16 protein-coding genes are annotated in these 20149 nt (G+C 71.1%); 10 read left to right on the forward strand and 6 right to left on the reverse strand.

Annotated elements, in window-relative coordinates; all coding sequences use genetic code 11:
- The first annotated feature begins 84 nt into the window (after positions 1 to 84).
- Both Mam01_RS17105 and Mam01_RS17110 read left to right on the forward strand, forming a co-directional pair.
- Complete coding sequence (locus tag Mam01_RS17105; protein ID WP_204286315.1) at positions 85 to 2028, forward strand: alpha-L-fucosidase; 1944 nt, start codon at positions 85 to 87, stop codon at positions 2026 to 2028.
- A 34-nt stretch (positions 2029 to 2062) separates the two neighbouring features.
- On the forward strand, positions 2063 to 4135 hold the full coding sequence (locus Mam01_RS17110) for an RICIN domain-containing protein (protein ID WP_204286316.1): 2073 nt from the start codon (positions 2063 to 2065) through the stop codon (positions 4133 to 4135).
- A gap of 18 nt (positions 4136 to 4153) precedes the next feature.
- On the opposite strand, the gene Mam01_RS17115 is transcribed toward Mam01_RS17110, so the two are convergent.
- The 5 genes from Mam01_RS17115 to Mam01_RS17135 form a co-directional block, all read right to left on the reverse strand.
- A complete protein-coding gene (locus Mam01_RS17115; RefSeq protein ID WP_239101380.1) occupies positions 4154 to 5200 on the reverse strand; it encodes a LacI family DNA-binding transcriptional regulator in 1047 nt (348 codons plus the stop codon).
- A gap of 108 nt (positions 5201 to 5308) precedes the next feature.
- The gene (locus Mam01_RS17120; protein WP_204286317.1) at positions 5309 to 6259 is read right to left on the reverse strand and encodes a carbohydrate ABC transporter permease; all 951 of its coding nucleotides are present in this window, start codon (positions 6257 to 6259) and stop codon (positions 5309 to 5311) included.
- On the reverse strand, positions 6256 to 7191 hold the full coding sequence (locus Mam01_RS17125) for an ABC transporter permease (protein ID WP_239101381.1): 936 nt from the start codon (positions 7189 to 7191) through the stop codon (positions 6256 to 6258). The genes Mam01_RS17120 and Mam01_RS17125 overlap by 4 nt, the downstream gene beginning before the upstream one ends.
- Positions 7188 to 8837 carry an ABC transporter substrate-binding protein gene (locus tag Mam01_RS17130; protein ID WP_204286318.1) on the reverse strand — a complete coding sequence of 550 codons (1650 nt, stop codon included), beginning with the start codon at positions 8835 to 8837 and terminating at the stop codon, positions 7188 to 7190. Before Mam01_RS17130 ends, Mam01_RS17125 begins: the two co-directional genes overlap by 4 nt.
- Before the next feature lie 168 nt (positions 8838 to 9005).
- Entirely contained in the window at positions 9006 to 11312 is a 2307-nt protein-coding gene (locus tag Mam01_RS17135; protein ID WP_204286319.1) for a heavy metal translocating P-type ATPase, read from the reverse strand.
- A 231-nt stretch (positions 11313 to 11543) separates the two neighbouring features.
- Between Mam01_RS17135 and Mam01_RS17140 the strand changes: the two genes are divergently transcribed.
- Complete coding sequence (locus Mam01_RS17140) at positions 11544 to 13031, forward strand: hypothetical protein (protein WP_204286320.1); 1488 nt, start codon at positions 11544 to 11546, stop codon at positions 13029 to 13031.
- Between the two features lie 148 nt (positions 13032 to 13179).
- Positions 13180 to 14160, forward strand: a complete 981-nt coding sequence (locus Mam01_RS17145) for a ferritin family protein (RefSeq protein WP_204286321.1) — start codon at positions 13180 to 13182, stop codon at positions 14158 to 14160.
- Positions 14161 to 14209: 49 nt separating this feature from the next.
- Here Mam01_RS17145 and Mam01_RS17150 read toward each other — a convergent pair whose 3' ends face one another.
- Positions 14210 to 14830, reverse strand: a complete 621-nt coding sequence (locus Mam01_RS17150) for a DUF305 domain-containing protein (RefSeq protein ID WP_204286322.1) — start codon at positions 14828 to 14830, stop codon at positions 14210 to 14212.
- 411 nt (positions 14831 to 15241) lie between these two features.
- Here Mam01_RS17150 and Mam01_RS17155 point away from each other — a divergent pair, with 411 nt between their 5' ends.
- From Mam01_RS17155 to Mam01_RS17175, 6 genes are all read left to right on the forward strand, one after another.
- The gene (locus Mam01_RS17155) at positions 15242 to 15517 is read left to right on the forward strand and encodes a heavy-metal-associated domain-containing protein (RefSeq protein WP_204286323.1); all 276 of its coding nucleotides are present in this window, start codon (positions 15242 to 15244) and stop codon (positions 15515 to 15517) included.
- Between the two features lie 26 nt (positions 15518 to 15543).
- On the forward strand, positions 15544 to 16068 hold the full coding sequence (locus Mam01_RS36720) for an MFS transporter (RefSeq protein ID WP_239101382.1): 525 nt from the start codon (positions 15544 to 15546) through the stop codon (positions 16066 to 16068).
- Positions 15957 to 16568: an MFS transporter gene (locus Mam01_RS36725; protein WP_239101383.1), complete on the forward strand. Its 612-nt coding sequence runs from the start codon at positions 15957 to 15959 to the stop codon at positions 16566 to 16568. The genes Mam01_RS36720 and Mam01_RS36725 overlap by 112 nt, the downstream gene beginning before the upstream one ends.
- Positions 16569 to 16730: 162 nt before the next feature.
- Positions 16731 to 16943, forward strand: coding sequence for a heavy-metal-associated domain-containing protein (locus tag Mam01_RS17165; protein ID WP_150937364.1), 213 nt, complete (start codon positions 16731 to 16733; stop codon positions 16941 to 16943).
- Positions 16940 to 17884, forward strand: coding sequence for a DUF8832 domain-containing protein (locus Mam01_RS17170; RefSeq protein WP_204286324.1), 945 nt, complete (start codon positions 16940 to 16942; stop codon positions 17882 to 17884). Before Mam01_RS17165 ends, Mam01_RS17170 begins: the two co-directional genes overlap by 4 nt.
- Positions 17885 to 17910: 26 nt before the next feature.
- Complete coding sequence (locus tag Mam01_RS17175) at positions 17911 to 20145, forward strand: heavy metal translocating P-type ATPase (RefSeq protein ID WP_204286325.1); 2235 nt, start codon at positions 17911 to 17913, stop codon at positions 20143 to 20145.
- Positions 20146 to 20149: the final 4 nt, after the last annotated feature.

Consider the following 20149-nt stretch of genomic DNA (forward strand, 5'->3'; position numbering starts at 1 on the left):
ACACGTGTCCTCCCCAGCTGTCCAAGATCGGCGCTTCGCCATCATCGAATCGATACGACCCCAATCCCATGATCAGGAGACGACATGCCCCCCTCGACGCTGTCCCGGCTACGCCGGCGAACCGCTCTCGCCGGCACCGCCCTGCTCGCCGGAGCCCTGCTCACCGCTCCGTCCCTGAGCGGCACGGCCACGGCCGCCCCCTCCGTCTACGAGCCGACCTGGGCGTCGGTCGACCAGCACCCGGCCGCCCCGGAGTGGTTCCAGGACGCCAAGTTCGGCGTCTACTGGCACTGGGGGGCCTTCGCCACGCCGGAGTACGGCACCGAGTGGTACCCCCGCACGATGTACATCAACGGCTCAAGCGAGAACAACCACCACAAGAGCGTCTACGGTGACCCCTCGGTGTGGCCGTACCACAACTTCATCGACGGCGCGCGAGACAAGGCGGGCAACTGGGTGCAGTTCACGCCCAAGCTCAAGTCCGCCGGTGGCAACTTCGACCCCGCCGAGTTCGCGCAACTGGTCTCCGACTCCGGCGCGAAGTTCGCCGGTCCCGTGGCCGAGCACCACGACGGCTTCTCCATGTGGAACAGCCAGGTGAACGAGTGGAACTCGGTCGCCCGCGGGCCCAAGCTCGACCTGGTCGGCCTGTTCGCCGACGCGATCCGCGCCAAGAACGTGAAGTTCATGGTCTCCCTGCACCACCTGTACAACTTCACCGGCTACTACGACCACGTGCCCACCCAGCCGACCACCACGCTGAAGAAGCTGTACGGGCAGCTCCCCAACGCCCAGGAGCAGCAGCTCTGGTACGACAAGCTGAAGGAGGTCGTCGACAGGTACCGGCCGGACATGATCTGGCAGGACGGCGGCCTCTACCTCGTCGACGAGGCCAAGCGGCTCAACTTCCTGTCGTACTACTACAACCAGGCCAACGCGTGGGGTAAGGAGGTCGTCGCGGCGTACAAGGACGGCTTCAACACCAACGGCGAGGTGTACGACTACGAGCGCGGCGGCCCCGCCGACATCCGTTCCCCCTACTGGCTGACCGACGACTCCGTCAGCAACCCCTCGTGGTCCTACACCCCGACACTCACGTACTACAGCCCGGCCGCACTGGTCCACGCGCTGATCGACCGGGTGAGCAAGAACGGCAACATGTTGCTCAACATCTCGCCCAGGGCCGACGGCTCGATTCCGCAGACGCAGAAGGACCTGCTGAACGCCATCGGCGGCTACCTGAAGCGCAACGGCGAGTCGATCTACGCCACCCGCGCCTGGACCACCTACGGCGAGGGCCCGACCAAGATGGGCGGCGGCAGTTTCGTCGAGCCGCGGGCCGGCACGCCGCAGGACATCCGCTACACCCGCAGCAAGGACAACACCGTCCTGTACGCGACCGTGCTCGGCTGGCCGGGCTCGACGCTCAACCTCGCCTCGCTGGCCACCGGGAGGATGGACCTGTCCAACCTGAGCAGGGCCGAGCTGATCGGCAGCACCGCCGGCACCTACGTCAATCTCCCCACCCGCACCCAGGACAGCTCCGGCCTGCACATCACCCTGCCCGGCCAGCCGTACTCGGCGCTCGCGTACGTGGTGAAACTGACCTTCAACGGGCCGATGAAGAACTCTCCCAGCACGACGACCGGCGCCCTGCGCGACGTCAACTCCGGCCGGTGCCTGGACGTCGCCAACGTCTCCCAGACCAACGGCGCCCAGACGCAGATCTGGGACTGCAACGGCGGCGTCAACCAGCAGTGGGCGGCGACCGGCGCGAGTGAGCTGCGGGTGTACGGCAACAAGTGCCTGGACGTCAACGGCGGTGGCACGGCCGACGGCACCAGCGTGATCATCTGGGACTGCAACGGCCAGAACAACCAGAAGTGGCGCCTCAACTCCGATGGCACCATCACCGCCGTCGGCGCGAACAAGTGCCTGGACGTCTCGGCGTTTGGCACCGCCAACGGCACCAAGGTGCAGATCTGGTCCTGCACCGGCGCGAACAACCAGAAGTGGACCCGAAGCTGACGCCGCACCCCGCATGTTCCGGAAAGGACCGCCCATGCACCTCCCCGACAAGCCCGGGCGCGCGCCGAGGATGCGCGCCCTCGCCACGAGAACGCTGACAGCGCTGTCCCTTGTGGGGCTGGTCGTGCCCGCCCTGGCCACGACCGCACCCGCCCTGGCGGCCTCGGTCCAGGTGGCGCCGGTGGCGCCGTCGGACTCGCCCGCCACGATCATCGCCAAGGCAGCGGACATCGTGCCGTCGCCGCGCCAACTGGCCTGGCAACGGCTGGAGCAGTACAACTTCATCCACTTCGGCATCAACACCTTCACCGGCCGGGAGTGGGGCACCGGCACCGAGGACCCGAACGCGTTCCAGCCCACCGGCCTCAACACCGACCAGTGGGCCGCCGCGATCAAGGCCGCCGGGTTCAAGGGGGCGATCCTCACCGCCAAGCACCACGACGGGTTCCTGCTCTTCCCGTCCAAGTACAGCAACTTCGGCGTCGCGTCCTCGTCCTGGCAGGGCCGCCAGGGTGACGTGGTGAAGAGCTTCACCGACTCCATGCACAAGTACGGGTTGAAGGCCGGTCTGTACGTCTCGCCGGCCGACCTGCACGAGAACCAGCCCGGCGGGAAGTTCGCCAACGGCAGCCCCTCCAGGCAGGTGACGATCCCGACCGACTCCTCCGAGATCGTCAACGGGGTGACGTTCACCTTCAACTCCGACGACTACAACACCTACTTCGAGAACACGCTCTACGAGCTGTTCACCCGCTACGGCGGCATCGACGAACTGTGGTTGGACGGCGCAAACCCGACCGGCCGCAACCAGCCCTACAACTTCAGGGACTGGACCACCATGGCCCGCAGGCTGCAGCCCAACGCGGTCATGGAGGGCGACGGTGGGCCGGACGTGCGCTGGGTCGGCAACGAGAACGGCTACGCGCGCCAGTCGGAGTGGTCGGTCGTGCCGACCAACGGCGATCCCGCCACCGCCGCCGACACCGCGCTGCCGGTGCCGGGGTTCAACACCGCCGCCGACGTGGGCAGCGACGCGGTGCTGTCCCAGCGCAAGTCGGACGGGACCAGTGCGTGGAACGTGCTGCGGTGGTCCCCCGCGGAGTGCAACGGGACGCTGTCGGCGCGCCACAACTGGTTCTGGCAGACCGGCGAGACCTGGCGGAGCCCGACCGAACTCTTGGAGATCTACTACGGGTCGGTGGGGCGCAACTGCAACTTCCTGCTGAACATCTCCCCCAACCGGCAGGGCCTGCTGGACCAGTCGGCGATCGACACCCTCTCCCAGTTCGGCACCACGGTGTCGCAGACGTTCGCCACCAACCTGGCCGCCGGGGCCGGCGTGGCCAACGACAGCGGGACCTCCAGCAGCACGGGTCACACCCCGAACCTCGCGCAGGACGGCAACCTGGACAGTTCCTGGCAGCCGACCGGCACGACCGGCGGGCTCGTGCTGACCCTGCCGTCGGCGCGGACCTTCGACGTCATCTCGGTGCAGGAGGACCTGAACATCGGCCAGCGCACCAGGTCGTTCGCGCTCGACTCGTGGAACGGCAGCTCCTGGACCCAGATCGCGACCGACACCACGATCGGGCACAAGAAGCTGATCCGCCTGGCCTCTCCCGTCAGCACCAGCCAGGTGAGGCTGCGGATCACCGGCGCACGGGCCAATCCCGCCATCGCCGAGGTCGGCCTGTACCGCCGCCCCGGCGGCAGCACCTCGCCGGCGAGCCCGATCAAGGGCGTCGGCTCGGGCCGGTGCCTGGACGTCGCCAACGTCTCCCAGACCAACGGCGCCCAGACGCAGATCTGGGACTGCAACGGCGGCGTCAACCAGCAGTGGGCGGCGACCGGCGCGAGTGAGCTGCGGGTGTACGGCAACAAGTGCCTGGACGTCAACGGCGGTGGCACGGCCGACGGCACCAGCGTGATCATCTGGGACTGCAACGGCCAGAACAACCAGAAGTGGCGCCTCAACTCCGATGGCACCATCACCGCCGTCGGCGCGAACAAGTGCCTGGACGTCTCGGCGTTTGGCACCGCCAACGGCACCAAGGTGCAGATCTGGTCCTGCACCGGCGCGAACAACCAGAAGTGGACCCGAAGCTGACGCGGTGACGGCGAGTGCTCAGCGCTTCGGGGGCGCTGTGCTCTCGCGGACGGTGAGGGTGGTCGCGATCTCCAGTCCGACCTGGGTGATCTCCTCGCCGCGCCCGAGGGCCAGCGCCAGCTCGGTCGCCGCGGCCGCCATCTCGTTCAACGGCTGGTGAACGGTGGTCAGCGGCGGGTCGACCCACGCCACGACCGGCAGGTCGTCGAAACCGACCACGCTCAGGTCCTGGGGGATGGACAGTCCCGCCTCGCGGGCGGCCTGGTAGACGCCGAGCGCCTGCAGGTCGTTCGCGGTGAAGATCGCGCTGGGCCGGTCGGTCCGGGAGAGCAGGTCGCGCGCCGCGGCGTAGCCGTGCTCGCGGGTGAGCAGGGTGCGGACGATGAGGCCGGGATCGGCGGGCAGCTCGGCCTCGGCCAGCGCGGAGAGATAGCCGGCCAGCCGGGCACGGCAGAACGGGTGATCCGGGCCGCTGATCATGGCGATGCGGCGGTGCCCCAGCTCGATCAGGTGCCGGGTCGCCGCCTGGCCGCCTCTCCAGTTGGTGGCGCCCACGAACGGCACGTCGTCCGGCAGTTCGTCGATCGGGTCGAAGACGACGAACGGGATGCCCTTCGCGGTCAGCTGGTCGCGCTCGGCCTGCGCGAGCTGCGCCACCGAAAGGACGCACTGAGGGCGGCGTCCGACCGTGTCGTCGATGGACATGCCCACCGAGTCGCGGAGGCCGAACTCCGAGACCATGACTCCGACGCGGTTCTTGCGGGCCACCCGCTCGACCCCACGGATGATCTCCACGGCCCACATGCTCTCGAGCTCGCGGAACACCAGTTCCACGATGTTGCTCCGGTTTCCGCTCGGCTTGCGGTATCCGTACTGGGTGACCAGTTCCTCGACCCGGGCGCGAGTCTGGGCCGACACCCCCGAGCGCCCGTTGATCACCTTCGACACGGTGGGGATCGAGACCCCGGCCGACTCGGCGATGTAGGCGATGGTGACCGACCCCGGCCCGCCGCCCTGCGAGCTCTGCTCGTCGGCCGCGGGTCCGTCCGATCGGTTGTCCGTCACGTTCGCCCTTCCCTCGTCAACGGCACGTCCGTCACGCCGTCCGCCTGAGTCGACCGGCCTCGACGCGACGGTCTGGAGCCATTCTGGCACCCGTGGTGGCCGGGTGCTTCACCCCTTGACCGCGCCCGTGAGAACCCCCGTACGGAAGTGCCTCTGGACGAACGGGTAGACGACCAGGAGCGGCACCAGGGTCAGCACCACCACCGCCATCTGCGTCGACAGGGGAGCGGTCCGCGCGTACGCCATGCCGAAGCCCGCGTTGACCGATCCCGGCATCCCGGCCCCGCGGTTGACATAGGTGAGCAGCACGTACTGCAACGGCCACTTCTCGCTGTCGGTCGGCAGGTAGAGCATGACGGTGAAGAAGGAGTTCCAGTAGCCGACGGCGTAGAAGAGGGCGATCACCGCGGTCACCGCGCGCGAGGCCGGCAGGACCACCGACCAGAGGATCCGCCAGTCGCCCGCGCCGTCCATCCGCGCCGCGTCGACCAGTTCGGCGGAGGTCCTCGTGTAGAAGGCGCGGAGCACCAGGATGTTGAAGACCGAGACCGCGCTCGGGAGGACCAGCGCCCACCACCGCCCGTAGCCGCCGAGGCCCGTCACCACCAGGAAGGTGGGGATCAGCCCGCCGCTGACGAACATCGTGACGACCAGCAGCGCCAGGACGAGGCGGTGCCCGGGCGAACCCGGCCGCGACAGTCCGTAGGCGCACAGCACCGAGACGACCATGGACAACGCCGTGCCGGCGACCGTGATGCCGAGGCTGACCATCAGGGCGGTGCGTACGGTCGGGTCGGTCAGAATCTCCCGGTACGCCTGCAAGGTGAGGCCGTCCGGCCAGATCACGAGGCCGCCGGCCCGGTTGACGGCGCCGGGAGTGGACAGGCTGGTCACCACGACGATCCACAGAGGGACCAGCATGACCGCCAGCACCCCGCCGAGGGAGAGGCCCTTGGCGGACCGGCCCGCGACGGTCGGCCGCTCCTGCCAGGGCGGGCGCCGCGCTCGCGGCGTCGTCGGCGCACTCGTACGGGTTCCGATGGTGAACACCTTGGTCATCTCCGGTACAACCCGTCCTCGCCGAAGGAATGCGCCAGCCTGTTGGCGCCCCAGATGAGCAGGAGCGAGATCACGCTCTTGAAGAGCCCGGCCGCGGCGCCCAGGCTGTAGTCGGCCGTGCCGATGCCGTAGTAGAAGGCATAGGTGTCCAGCACCTCCGCGGTCTCGTGGCCGACCGCGTCGCGCTGGATGAGGAACTGCTCGAACCCGACCGAGAGCGCGCCGCCGAGGCGGAGCACCAGCATCAGCACGATCACTCCGCGCAGACCCGGAAGGGTGATGTGCCACATCCGCCGGAAGGGTCCGGCGCCGTCCACGGCCGCTGCCTCGTAGAGCCCGGGATCGATGGCCGACAGAGCGGCCAGGAAGACGACGATCCCCCAGCCTGCCTCCTTCCAGACGACCTGGGAGGTGACCAGCAGCACGAAGGTGCCCGGATCGGTGGTGATGTCCCACGTCTGCAGGTCGTGCGAGCGCAGGAACTGGTTGAGCGCGCCCGCACCACCCAGCATCTGCTGAAATATCGTGATGACCAGCACCCACGAGAAGAAGTGGGGCAGGTAGACGACCGACTGGATGAAGGTGCGCACCCGCACGCTGAGCACCGAGTTGAGCAGGAGCGCCAGCGCGATCGGGATCGGGAAGAACAGGACCAGCTGGACCAGGCTGAGACAGAGCGTGTTCCGGAGCGCGCCCCAGAACAACGGGTCGGCGAACAGCCGGCGGAACTGGTCGAAGCCCGCCCACTCGCTGTTCCCGACCCCGACCGGCGGGTCGTAGTACTGGAAAGCGGTGAACAGTCCGAACAGCGGGGCGTAGTTGAAGACCAGCAGCAGGACGACCGCGGGAGCCACCATGATCAGCAGGGAGCGGTCGCGCCGCGGCCTGATCCGGCGGCCCGGACGCTCCTGCAGCGGGTGAGGGGTGGTCACCGGCCCGTGCCGTACTTGTCCAGCACGTTGTCGGTCATCCACTGCTTGAGCCGGTCGCCGCCGCCACCGGTCTTCCAGGTGGAGACGGCGGCCTGGACCTCGGAGACCTTCGTTCTCCCGTGGTAGCAGTCCTTGACGGCGTCCTCGACGGCCTGCGCGGCATCGGCCGCCGACAGCGACCGGGGCATGCCGATGTTCATGTTCCAGAAGACCGGCTTGTAGAGCGCCCTGACGTTGGCGGCCTGCCAGGCGGCGTGGTCCCTGGTGACGACGGCGGCGCCGGGGTTGCTGATCACGGCGGGCGGCGAGGCCAGGAACGGGAAGGTCATCGCCTGGACGAACTTACTGCCGTCCTCGGTCGCGGTCGGGACCCCGTCCTTCATCGTGAAGTGGACGCCCTCGACCCCGAAGTTCACCATCGTGTACTCGGCCGAGCCGAAGGGGGCGGCCAGATAGTCGGCGACCGCCAGCAGTTCCTCGATCTGGTCCGGCCGCAGCCTGCTGTTGAGATAGCTGACGACGTTCGTGGAGGGTCCCATGGCGACGCGAGGCGGGCTCGTGCCGTCGGCGGCGAAGAAGTCGAACGCGCCGCGGCGGTAGTCCGCGTCGGCGGCGGTGCCGGACTGGTGGTCGGCGAGGCTCCAGGCGCCGGTGCCGCCCCCACTGATCAGCACCTTGCCCGAGTAGAAGCGGGTGGCGGCGTCCGCGTTCCGGCCGGCGACGGCGTCCGGATGCAGGTAGCCCGCCCGCGCCAGGCGGTGGTGCCAGTCGAGCGCCTCGAAGAACTGCGGCATCTCGTACTTGTGGATCAGCCTCCCGTCCTGGACGTCCCACGTCAGGGGGACGTTCCAGGCGGGGAAGAGATAGGTCCACACGTCGTCGAAGGCCCAGACGCCGCGTCCGGCGTCCGTCAGCTCCTTGCCCAGGTTCATCAGGTCGTCGGCCGACCGCACCTGGCCGGGGGTGATTCCCTTCGCCTCCAGGATGTCCCGGCGGTGGAAGACGGCGCCCGCGACGACGAAGTCGCTGGAGAAGGAGGGGATGCCGTACAACCTGTCGCCCCACGCTCCGGTCTGCCAGGCGCCGGTCGGGATGGCGGCGAGGTTCGGATACCTCTTGATCCTGTCGCCCGCCAGGTAGGGCGTGAGGTCGGCGAGTTGCGTCCCGGCCAGCCCGCCGACGTCGAAGATGGAGTTCCACCAGGTCGGCAGCTGGATCCAGTCGGGCAGGCGCCTGGCGGCCGTCATCGTCGGGACGATCGTGTTGTAGTTGTTGCCGTCCGCCGGCTTCATGGTGAGGGTGACGCCGAGGGCCGTGTTCATGGCCTCGTAGAAGGAGTTTCCCGCCGGTGGCACCGTGCCCCACAAGGGCGTGACGGCGGTGTAGCTCCCGCCCCTGCCCGGAGTGCCCCGGACGGTGGCGACCCGGCTGGAGGGGTAGGTCAGGAAGGCCGGATCGGTCGCGGCTCCCGCTCCGCCCGCCACGGACGGGATGTCCGGCCTGACCGGGCCGCTGGGCACGTAGGCCGGCAACGCCGCTCGCAGGCCCGCCCCGGTGTTCGCGCCGGCCTTCTGCCGCGCCCCGCCACCGCAGGCGGCGAGCAGGGGAGCCGCCGCGGCGAGGGCGACGAAGCTTCTGCGGTTCAACTCGGGTCTCACAGTGGGGGCCGTCCCCTTCGAGGTCGTCGAAGCGCTTCTCCGTCGCCGCGAGACTAGTGACCCGTTTTCGGGAAGAACAAGAACACGACATAAACGAAATTTTCGACGACCTGGTCGGACGACTGTCCCTCGATGAAAGAATCACGGTCCTGGCGGTCAGGGGGCGAGGGAGAAGTAGTTCTCCTCCTCCTGGACGAAATGCAGCCGCAGCACCGAGTGCAGCCCGTACAGGCAGGCGCGCAGGTCCTCCAGCTGCTCGGGCCGCAACCGGCCGGCGGCGCCGGCGACTCTCACGTGCGTGCCGATCCGGCGGGCCAGGCGGTCGATCTCGCTGTGCGCCCGGCTCATCGTCGCGGTCGCCTCCCGTCCGCCGAGGGGACCGGCCAGCGCGGGGTAGAGCTCGTGCTCCTCGGCGTACTCGTGCGGCAGCAACCGCTCGGTCAGCAACCGGTCGACCTCCCGTACGGCGTCCAGCACGCGCGGCCCGTGCTCGACGGTGAGCAGGCTCGCGGCGTCGCGTACGGCGTCCAGCACGTCGGCGAGATCGTCGTGCTCGGCGGCGAAGCGGCGGATCAGGTCCTCGGTGGCCGGCTCCAGCACCGGCCCGGCGCCGGGCCGGGGGAGCACGGCACGCAAGGCGTTGACGATGACCACCACGTCGATCCCCTCCTGCAGCAGCGCCCCGGCCGCGGGGGGCAGCAGGCCCAGCAGCGCGGCCACCATGGCCGCCAGCGACAGGGCCATGCCGCCCGCGGCCGACTGCACGGCGATGCGCCGCGTGCGCACCGCGATCTCCATGGCGTCGGCGAGCCGGTCCACCCGGTCGGTGACCAGCACCACGTCGGCGGCCTCGGAGGAGGCGGTGGACCCGCGCGCTCCCATCGCCACCCCGACGTCGGCCGCCGCCAGCGCCGGGGCGTCGTTGATGCCATCGCCGACCATGACCGTCACGGCCCGTGCGGCCTCCGCCCTGACCGCGGCGACCTTGTCGGCGGGCGACTGCTCGGCCCGCACCTCGTCGAGCCCGACCACGGCGGCGACCTCCCGGGCGGGCTCGGCGCGGTCGCCGGTCAGCATCAGCAGGCGGCCGATCCCCGCCGAGCGCAGCCGCCGCAGCGTACGGGGAGCGTCGTGCCGCAGCGGGTCCAGCAGCAGGACCGCACCGCACAGCGCGCCGTCGACGGTGAGCCAGGCGACGGCGGCGCCGTCCAGGGCGGCCCGGTTGTCGGCCGCGCGAGCCCAGCCGGGCCGGGCGTCGAGCGGTGTCGTCGTCTTGCCCACGGTCACGCGCCGCCCGTCCACCGTGCCGGCGACCCCGCGGCCGGGCTCCTCGGTCACCTCCCGCGGCGCCGGCAGCGCCAGGCCGCGGGCCCGCGCCTCCGCGACGATCGCCTCGGCCAGCACGTGAGCGGACATCTGGTCGAGTGAGGCCGCCAGCCGCAGCACCTCCGAGGGCGTACGGCCGGGGGCGGCGACGACCTGCAGTACCCGCGGACGGCCGGTGGTCAGGGTGCCTGTCTTGTCCAGCAGGAGGGTGCGGGCCCGCCCCAGCCGCTCCAGCGCTCCGCCGTCCCGGACGACGACGCCCCGGCGGGCGGCCCGCGACAACCCCGAGACGATCGCGACCGGGGCGGCCAGCAGCAGCGGGCACGGGGTCGCCACCACCAGAACCGCCACCGCCCGCACCGCGGACCCGCTGAGCCACCACGCCGCCCCGGCGACCCCCAGCGACAGGGGCAGGAACCAGGCGGCGTACCGCTCGGCCAGCCGCACCACCGGCGCCCGCTGCGCGCCCGCCTGCTCGGCCAGCCGGACGATCTGCGCGTACGTGCTGTCCTCGGCGGTCGCCGTCGCCTCGATGTCGACCGCGGCGCCGGCGTTGACCACGCCGCTGCGGACCGCCTCGCCGGCGCCGCGTTCCACCAGGGCGGACTCCCCGGTCAGCGCGGACTCGTCCAGCATCGCCGGCCCGGTCAGGATCCGGCCGTCCACCGGCACCACCTCGCCGGGGCCGGCCACCACCACGTCCCCGATCCGTACGTCCGCCAGGGGGACGACGACCACGTCGTCGCCGCTGCGGCGACGGGCGGAGCGCGGCGCGCGCTCCAGCAGCGCACGCAGATCGCGTGACGCGCGGCGCTCCGCCGCCGCGTCCAGCGCCCGCCCGGTGGCCAGCATCAGCGCGATCAGGGCCCCGGCCAGGTGCTCCCCGACGGCCAGGGTCCCGGCCAGCGCCAGCGCCGCGATCAGGTCGACACCCGCCCGCCCCTTCCGCACCGCGGCGGCCACCCACACCACGGCGGGCACGACGGCCACCGCGGTCCCCGCCGTCCAGAACCCGTCAGCGACGGCCGTGGCCCCGGCCAGCCAGGCCGCGCCACCGCCCACCAGCGCGCCGCCGGTCGCCACCAGGAACGCCTGTTCACGCCACCGATCACCCAGGACGCCGAGAGGACACGGCATGTCGAGCCTCCACGCGTGGAAGTGTCGCCGAAGTGTCGCCTCCATCCGACAGCCCCGGCGGGCCGGCGAATAGTGCCGAACGGCCCCCGAACCGTCACCACTCGGCAACCGCGGCCGACGGTAGGCTGCTGTGATCCGAATGGGCCCGCGTTCCGGGGGGACGATGTCCACTTCCCTTCTCCTGTGCCTGGCCGGGGCCATCCGGCCGTCGTACGGCGAAGTGATCGGCGCATGACCATCCGGGCCGCGGTCCGGCCGCGGGAGGGGGCGGAGGGCCGGACGCGTGGGCGGATCCCGTGGCTCGCCCTCGTGGCCGCGGGCTACGGGACGGCCCAGCTGGCCCTCGTCACGCCTCTCCTCGGGCTCGGCTGGGACGAGACGGTGTATCTATCCCAGGTCGATCCGCGCAATCCGGCCGCCTACTTCAGCGCGCCGCGTTCGCGGGGGATCAGCTTCCTGGCGGCCCCCGTGCTGGCCGTCACCGGCTCCACCCCGGTGATCAGGATCGTGCTGGCGCTGCTGTCGGCCGTCGCGCTCTACGCGGCGTACCGCGTCTGGCGCCCGCTGCTCGGGCCCGGCCGGACCGCGCTCGCCGCCCTGCTGTTCGCGGGCCTGTGGGTCACCGTGCTGTACGGCCCCCAGGCCATGCCCAACCTGTGGGTGGCGCTGTCGGCGGTGGCGGCGACCGGCTGGTTCCTGCGCGCCCAGCGGCCCGGCGCCTCCTGGGGCGTGCTCGTCGGCCTGGGCGGCTCAGTCGCGTCGGCCACGCTCTTCCGGTTCTCCGACGGCGTCTGGCTCGCGGCGCCGCTGCTGGCCGCCTGCGGCGTGGTGCCCGCCTGGCGGCGCCCGGCCCCCGCCCTCGCCGTCGCGGGCGGGCTCGCCGCGGGCGCCGCCCAATGGGTCGCCGAGGCGTACGTGCGATGGGGCGGCGTCGGCGCCCGCCTGCACGCCTCCAGCGCCACCGAAGGCGGCATGGGCCTGCACTGGGCCGGGGGAGACGCCTGGCGAAGCCTCAACGGGCCTCTGCTGTGCCGCCCCTGCGCGGTCCCGCTGACGCACCCGGCGCTCACGCTGTGGTGGCTGGCCCTCCCCGTGCTCGCGTTGACGGCCTGCGCGGTGGCCCTGCGCACCGGGCGGGCGGCCGAGACAGTGCTGCCGGCGGCGTGCGCCACCGCGCTGAGCGTCCCCTATCTCCTCCTCATCGGCTACTCCGCGCCGCGCTTCTTCCTGCCCGTGTACGCCCTGCTGGCCCTGCTCGTCGCCACGCTGGCGGCGCGTACCGTGCGGGCCGTCCGTCCGGTGTCCGGCCGGGTCGTCGTCGCGGGTGTCCTGGCCGCGCTGCTCGTCGCGCACCTGACGGTGCAGTACGAGGTGCTCCAGGAGAGGACCGCCGGTGCGCGGGCCACCGCCGACCGCTACCGGGCGGTCGCCGACGGACTGCGCCGCCTCGGCCTGCGCCCGCCCTGCCTGGTCACCGGCAGTCACTCGCAGCCGATCGGCTACTACGCCGGCTGCGCCTCCGCCGACGTCAGCGGCAACAACCGCAACATCACCGAAGCCGCCCTGCTGCGCCGCGCCGCGACCGAACCCACCGCGGCGCTCGCCGACAGAAGCTCCCCGCCTCCCGGCTACGTCCAGGCGTGGAGGGCCCACCGGCTCCGGGGCACCGGCTACACCGCCTACCTCCCTCGCCGCGCCGCCGGTGGCCGGCGGTCCTGACCGGCGTCCGAATCCTTGACCACCGCGAGTCCCGGGGATTCGGCCGGCGGGGTATCACCGTCAGAAGGGCTGGTGTTCCGTAGCGACTTGGTGACCACGCGGGAAACCGCCCTGCTCGTGCCGGACCGCACGCTCATCGGGGGGTCACATGGAAACCCGAGGTCTCGTCTGCTGGAGAATCTCGCTCACGACCGCGGGCACGGTCGTCCTTCTGTCCGTGGGAGCCGGGTGCGCGATGGCGGCGTCCGCTCCTCGTTCGGACGACGTCGACCCGTCCACGCGTACCAACGTCACGAAGTCGATGAAGGGCGAGGCGCTGGCGAACGTCACCTACCGCGCCTACGCCAAGCAGGCCGACCGGGAGAACCTGCCCGATGTCGCGAACCTGTACCGGCACACCGCGCACACCGAGTTACGCGAGCACTTCACCGAGCAGGCGGAGCTGATCGGCCTGGTCGGCGACAACGCGGCGAATCTCCGCGACAGCATCGGCGGTGAGTCGTACGAGGCGACGACGATGTACAAGAAGTTCGCCCGGCAGGCCAGGGCGGACGGCGACCAGGAGGCCGCCAGGCTCTTCTCCGAGGTGGGCCGGGACGAGGCCAGGCACCGGGAGAAGTTCCGCCAGGCGCGGAAGGCCATCACCGACCCGTCGTCCGGGGCGACGATCCCGACCGACGTACGGGCCGAGCCGGTGGAGATCCAGGCCGGCCCGGCCAAGGTCTCCTCGTCCAGGACCCTGGAGAACCTCCGGGCGGCGATGAAGGGCGAGGCCTTCGCCTACGCCAAATACACCCTCTACGGGGACCGGGCGCGGGAGACCGGGCAGCCCAGGCTCGCCAGGCTGTTCCACCGCACCGCCGCCGTCGAGCGCACCGAGCATTTCGCCGCGCACGCGAACCTGGCGGGTGCGGTCCGCGACACCGGGACGAACCTGTGCGCGACGATCAAGGGGGAGACGTACGAGGGCACGCGGATGTACCCGGGCTTCGCCCGGAAGGCCTCGGCCGCCGGCGACACCGAGGTGGCCGCAGTGCTCAACGGCACCGCGAAGGACGAGCTGAGGCACGCGAAGGCCTTCTCCGGAAAGGTCGCCAAACTCGGCAGGCAGTGCCCCACGTCGAGCTGACACCAGAGGCGGATGGGCGACGGAATCATCGCCCACCCGCCCGGAAGTCCTACTTCAGGAGCTTCCTCATGGTGCTGATCTCCGCGGACTGACTGGTGATGATGGAGCCGGCGAGCCGCCTGGCCGGCTCGTAGACGCCGGCGCCCTGCTCCTCCTCGGCCATGGTGACGGCGCCCTCATGGTGCTGGATCATCATCGTCAGGAACGCCCTGTCGAAGGTGGCGCCTTCGAGGCCCTTGAGTTTGTTCATGTCCTCGCGGGACATCATTCCGGGCATGCCGTGGTCCATATGGTCCATCGGCATGCCGTCCTCGCCGGGGACCTCGACGCCCCAGCTCTCCAGCCAGCCCGTCATCGTCCGGATCTCGGGATCCTGGGCGGCTTCGATCTGCCTCGCCAGCTCCTTGACCTTGCCGCCGGCGGCGCGCCCCTCAGCCAGCCTGGCCATCTCCAGGGCCTGGCGGTGGTGCGGGATCATCATCCGCGCGAACCAGATGTCCCGCTCGTTGTGATCGGCGGCCGGACTGGTGGCAGGAGTCCGCGATTCGGCCGGTGTCGCGGACGTGGACGACATGGAGGACACCTCGCGGGTGGCGGTGTCCGTGGAGCCGCAGGCACCGGCCAGCAGGCCGGTCGAGATCAGGGCGGCGGGAACGGCAAGACGCTTCATGGACGAACACTCTCCGTGTGCGGGTATGGGCATGGCAGGTCGTCAGAGCTCGACGGCGGACGCTCGTTGAGCGCGCCTTCCCCACCCGGATCACGCAGAGTCGCGGAGCGCGACTGCGCGCCACACTCTTGTAGTGACAGTGGCGACATTACCCAGCGATCCGTGGGTTCCCCGCATCGCCTCGCGACGTCATCCCATTGCTTGCCCATGAATCGCTTCTGGACCTGACCTGCGGATGGGCGACACCCACGAGCTTTCCCTGCCGGACGGCTCTGGTGGCGGCTGTACCACGCCGAGAGGTGTACCACTTGGCTCCCTTCGGGGAGCGAACCAGGGAAGACAAACCCCATGGGGGTATGTTACGGTCGCTCCGTATTTACCCCCTAGGGGTACTAGGCGAAGGAGGACGACATGTGCACGGCATGCGCGTGCGGCACGGAGACGGCTCAGGCCGAGGTGGTCACTGAGACGGGTACGGCGGACGGCAGGGTCTATCGGGTGAGCGGGATGACCTGCGGCCACTGCGCCTCGTCGGTGTCCGGGGAGATCGGCAAGGTAGGCGGCGTCACCGGCGTGACGGTCGATCTGCCGACCGGCGCGGTCGCCGTCAGCGGCTCGGGATTCACCGACGAGGAGATCCGCGCCGCGGTGGAGCAGGCCGGCTACACACTGGCCGGCCAGTCCTAAGAGTTCAGGCCCACGATGCCCGGGAGTTGGGCGAGGCCATGGCCCTGTACGGCGCGGCCGCGCCGGCCGGCGGCACCGCCGGGGTGTTCCTCGGCGGAGTCGTCACCGAGTATCTGAGCTGGCCGTGGGTCTTCGTCGTCTACATCCCGATCGGTGTGGCGACCCTGCTCGCCGTACCCGCGCTGTTGCCCGCGGTCGCCGGTCGGCGCGGGTCGGTGGACGTGCTCGGCGGCGTCGCCGTCACCGCCGGGATCGCCCTGGCCGTGTTCGCCATCGTGCGGGCGCCCGAGCAGGGCCGGGGCTCGGCCGCCACGCTGCTGGAACTGGCGGGGGCGGTCGTGCTGCTCGCGTTGTTCCCGCTCGTGCAGCGCGTGATCCGGGAGCCGCTCATGCCGCCGGCCGTCTGGCGCACCCCGGGCTTGCCGTCGCCAATCTGGCGATGGCGCTGCTGGGCGCCGCCTGGATCCCGATGTGGTGCTTCCTCAACCTCTATCTGCAGCAGGTCCTGGGCTACAGCGCCTTCCCCAGCGGAGCGGCCCTGCTCCCGATGACGATCGCGATCATGATATTCATGATCGGGATCACCGCCCGGCTGCTCGGCCGGTTCGGCGCCAAGCCCCTGATCGTCATCGGGCTCGCCGTGCTGGCGGCGGGGGTGTCCGGCCTGTCCCTGGTCCGGCCGGACGGGACCTTCGTCGCCGACGTGCTGCCCGCCTCGCTGGTCGCGGCGGTCGGCATGTCCCTGGCCTACATCCCCGCGATGATGTCGGCGATGTCCGGCGCGCGGCCGGGGGAGAGCGGGCTGGCCTCGGGAATCGTCAACACCACCTACCAGATCGGCTCGGCGCTCGGCCTGGCCGTGATGACCGCGCTCGCCGCGACCGGAGGTGCGGACGGCCCGGCCGCGCTCACCGGCGGCTTCCAGGCCGCATTCATCGGCGCGGCGGTGGTGGCAGTGACAGGGGCCGTACTGACCCTGCTGCTCATGCGCGGGCCGAAGCCGGCCACCCCCGCCGCTGTGGGTGCCGAAGAGACGTCCGTGCAGGTGTGAGCCGGTCGAGCGGGTCCGCCCCGGGCAGCGGTGGGCCCGGGAAATACCCTAGGGGGGTAGGGTGTTGAATAGGGGCAACGGACCGACCAAGGGCGACATAAAGGTCGGGGAAGCCTCCGGCCCTCCCGTTACTGATCGATTGCCAAACGAAGGAGAAGTGTCATGACGACCGCCACCTACACTGTCACCGGCATGACCTGCGGTCACTGCGTCAGCTCCGTGAAGGAAGAGGTCGGCGAGGTCCCCGGTGTCACGGGTGTCGAGGTCGATCTGGCCACCGGGCTTGTGACAGTCGAAAGCGAGAATCCCCTCGACACGGCCACGATCAGGGCCGCCGTCGAGGAGGCCGGATACGAAGTGGTGGATCACCCATGAACACACCGGCCCGGATGGGCGCCTACGTACTCGGCCTCGCCGTGGCCTTCGCGGGAGCGTTCGGCATCGGCGGCGCGGTCGGCGCGACTCCGCCGTCGGCGCCCGTAGGCAACGGACATGGAGGCCACGCGACCCCGGCGCAGGCCGCGCCGAAGGCGGACCACGTGCCGGGAGGGCTTCAGGTGTCGCAGAGCGGCTACACCCTCACCCCGCGGACCACGACGATCACTCCCGGCGAGCGGACCGAGTTCCGGTTCACCGTGGACGCCGCGGACGGCCGCCCGGTGACCGCCTACGAGACGCAGCACGACAAGAAGCTGCACCTCATCGTGGTGAGCCGCGACGCGACGGTCTTCCGGCACGTGCACCCGGAGCTCGCCGGTGACGGAACCTGGTCGGTGCCGCTGACGCTGCCCGACGCCGGCGCCTATCGGGTCTTCGCCGACTTCGTCCCCCAGGGCGGGGAAGGCCTGACCCTCGGCGCGGACCTGTACGCCGCCGGCGACTACGCGCCCCGGCCGCTGCCGCCGCCCAGCCGTACGGTGACGGTGGACGGATACACCGTCCGGCTCGACGGCACCCTCACGCCGGGTACGGCGAGCAGGCTGGTCGCCGAGATCAGCAAGGACGGCAGGCCGGTGACCGACCTACAGCCGTACCTTGCGGCCTACGGCCACCTGGTCGCGCTGCGCGTGGGCGACCTGGCCTACCTGCACGTCCACCCCGACGGCGCCCCGGGCGACGGCGTCACCCCGGCAGGCCCGGGCATCACCTTCTACGCCGAGGTGCCCAGCCGCGGCGACTACCGGCTCTTCCTCGACTTCCAGCACAACGGGATCGTGCGCACCGCCGCCTTCACCGTACGGGCGGGGCAACCCTCAGGGGCCGCTCCCACCGGCACGGCGGACCACGGATCCGAGCACGCCCACTCCGGCCACTGACCGGGCATGACGCGAAAGGAGGGGTGATGGCCTCCATCACCGGTGACCGGCCGCCTGGCGCGGTCGAACTCTCGATCGGCGGCATGACCTGCGCGTCGTGCGCCAACCGGATCGAGCGCAAGCTCAACAAACTGGACGGCGTGACCGCGACGGTCAACTACGCCACCGAGAAGGCGAAGGTGACTTTCCCCGAAGGCCTGGACCCCCAGGCGCTGGTGGCGGAGGTGGAGAAGGCCGGATACACCGCCAGACTTCCCGAGCCGCCCAAACCCGAGCAGGCGCCCTCGGAGCCGGACGAACTCGCCGCCCTGCGGACCCGGCTGCTGGTCTCCGTGGTGCTCGCGGTGCCGGTGATCGCGCTGGCGATGATCCCCGTGCTGCAGTTCACGTACTGGCAGTGGCTGTCGCTGACGCTCGCGGCCCCGGTCGTCGTGTGGGGCGGACTGCCGTTCCACCGGGCCGCCTGGACCAACCTGCGCCACGGCACGGCCACGATGGACACGCTGGTCTCACTCGGCACGATCGCCGCGCTGGGCTGGTCGCTGTGGGCGCTGTTCCTCGGTGAGGCCGGGGTGCCCGGCATGACCCACGGATTCGACCTGACCATCGCCCGCACCGACGGCTCGGGTGACATCTACCTGGAGGCCGCGGCCGGGGTCACCGCGTTCATCCTGGCCGGGCGTTACTTCGAGGCCCGCTCCAAGCGGCGCGCCGGTGCGGCGCTGCGGGCCCTGCTGGAACTGGGCGCCAAGGACGTCGCCGTGCTGCGCGACGGCCGCGAGGTGCGCGTCCCCGTGGGCGAGCTGAAGGCGGGCGACCACTTCGTCGTACGGCCGGGGGAGAAGATCGCCACTGACGGCGTGGTCGAGGAGGGCTCCTCGGCGGTCGACGCCTCCATGCTCACCGGCGAGTCGGTCCCCGTCGAGGTGCGGCCCGGCGACACCGTCACCGGAGCCACGGTCAACGCGGGCGGGCGGCTGGTCGTCCGGGCCACCCGGGTCGGCTCCGGCACCCAGCTCGCCCAGATGGCGCGACTGGTCGAGGAGGCGCAGACGGGCAAGGCCCAGGTGCAGCGCCTCGCCGACCGCATCTCCGGCATCTTCGTGCCGATCGTCATCGCCCTGTCGGTCGCCACCCTGGGCTACTGGCTCGGCACGGGCGAGGGCGCCGGTGCGGCCTTCACCGCCGCGGTGGCGGTGCTGATCATCGCCTGCCCCTGCGCGCTGGGCCTGGCCACCCCGACCGCGCTGCTGGTCGGCACCGGCCGCGGCGCCCAGCTCGGCATCCTGATCAGGGGCCCCGAGGTGCTGGAGTCGACCCGCGCGATCGACACCGTCGTGCTCGACAAGACCGGCACCGTCACCGAGGGCAGGATGACCCTGGCCGGGGTCCACCTGGCCGAAGGGGAGGACCACGACGAGGTGCTCCGGCTGGCCGGGGCCCTGGAGCACGCCTCCGAGCACCCGATCGCGCAGGCGATCGCCCGGGGCGCGGCCGAGCGGGTGGGCGTCCTGCCGTCGCCGGAGGACTTCGCCAACGTCGAGGGCCTCGGTGTGCAGGGCATCGTGGACGGCCACGCCGTACTCGTCGGCCGGCCCCGCCTGCTGGAGGAATGGTCCCAGCACCTTCCCGAGGAGCTGGAGAAGAGGCTGGGGGAGGCACAGGCCGCGGGCCGTACGGCGGTCGCGGTCGGCTGGGACGGCCGGGCACGCGCGGTGCTGGTGGTGGCCGACGTCGTCAAGCCCACCAGCGCCGACGCCGTCGCCGAACTGCGCGCGCTCGGGCTGACGCCGGTGCTGCTGACCGGCGACAACGAGGCGGTCGCGCGTACGGTCGCGGCCGAGGTCGGGATCGACGAAGTGATCGCCGAGGTGCTGCCCGCCGGCAAGGTCGACGTGGTGAAGCGGCTGCAGGCTGAGGGCCGGACGGTCGCGATGGTCGGAGACGGCGTCAACGACGCCGCCGCGCTCGCCCAGGCCGACCTGGGCCTCGCCATGGGCACGGGCACCGACGTGGCCATCGAGGCCGCCGACCTGACGTTGGTGCGGGGAGACCTGCGGGTGGCGGCCGACGCGATCCGGCTGTCGCGGCGCACGCTGCGCACGATCAAGGGCAACCTGTTCTGGGCCTTCGCCTACAACGTCGCGGCCCTGCCGCTGGCCGCCGCGGGCCTGCTCAACCCGATGATCGCCGGGGCGGCGATGGCGTTCTCCAGCGTCTTCGTCGTCAGCAACAGCCTCAGGCTCCGCCGCTTTCGCTGAACCC

Origin of the sequence: Microbispora amethystogenes, assembly GCF_016863015.1 — a bacterium.
In the GTDB taxonomy this organism is placed as follows: domain Bacteria; phylum Actinomycetota; class Actinomycetes; order Streptosporangiales; family Streptosporangiaceae; genus Microbispora; species Microbispora amethystogenes.

Coding starts and splice junctions, on each gene's coding strand:
- Mam01_RS17105 (WP_204286315.1), top strand. CDS start 85: ATGCCCCCCTCGACGCTGTCCCGGCTACGCCGGCGAACCGCTCTCGCC.
- Mam01_RS17110 (WP_204286316.1), top strand. CDS start 2,063: ATGCACCTCCCCGACAAGCCCGGGCGCGCGCCGAGGATGCGCGCCCTC.
- Mam01_RS17120 (WP_204286317.1), bottom strand. CDS start 6,259: ATGACCAAGGTGTTCACCATCGGAACCCGTACGAGTGCGCCGACGACG.
- Mam01_RS17135 (WP_204286319.1), bottom strand. CDS start 11,312: ATGCCGTGTCCTCTCGGCGTCCTGGGTGATCGGTGGCGTGAACAGGCG.
- Mam01_RS17140 (WP_204286320.1), top strand. CDS start 11,544: ATGACCATCCGGGCCGCGGTCCGGCCGCGGGAGGGGGCGGAGGGCCGG.
- Mam01_RS17145 (WP_204286321.1), top strand. CDS start 13,180: ATGGAAACCCGAGGTCTCGTCTGCTGGAGAATCTCGCTCACGACCGCG.
- Mam01_RS17150 (WP_204286322.1), bottom strand. CDS start 14,830: ATGAAGCGTCTTGCCGTTCCCGCCGCCCTGATCTCGACCGGCCTGCTG.
- Mam01_RS17155 (WP_204286323.1), top strand. CDS start 15,242: ATGTGCACGGCATGCGCGTGCGGCACGGAGACGGCTCAGGCCGAGGTG.
- Mam01_RS36725 (WP_239101383.1), top strand. CDS start 15,957: ATGGCGCTGCTGGGCGCCGCCTGGATCCCGATGTGGTGCTTCCTCAAC.
- Mam01_RS17165 (WP_150937364.1), top strand. CDS start 16,731: ATGACGACCGCCACCTACACTGTCACCGGCATGACCTGCGGTCACTGC.
- Mam01_RS17170 (WP_204286324.1), top strand. CDS start 16,940: ATGAACACACCGGCCCGGATGGGCGCCTACGTACTCGGCCTCGCCGTG.
- Mam01_RS17175 (WP_204286325.1), top strand. CDS start 17,911: ATGGCCTCCATCACCGGTGACCGGCCGCCTGGCGCGGTCGAACTCTCG.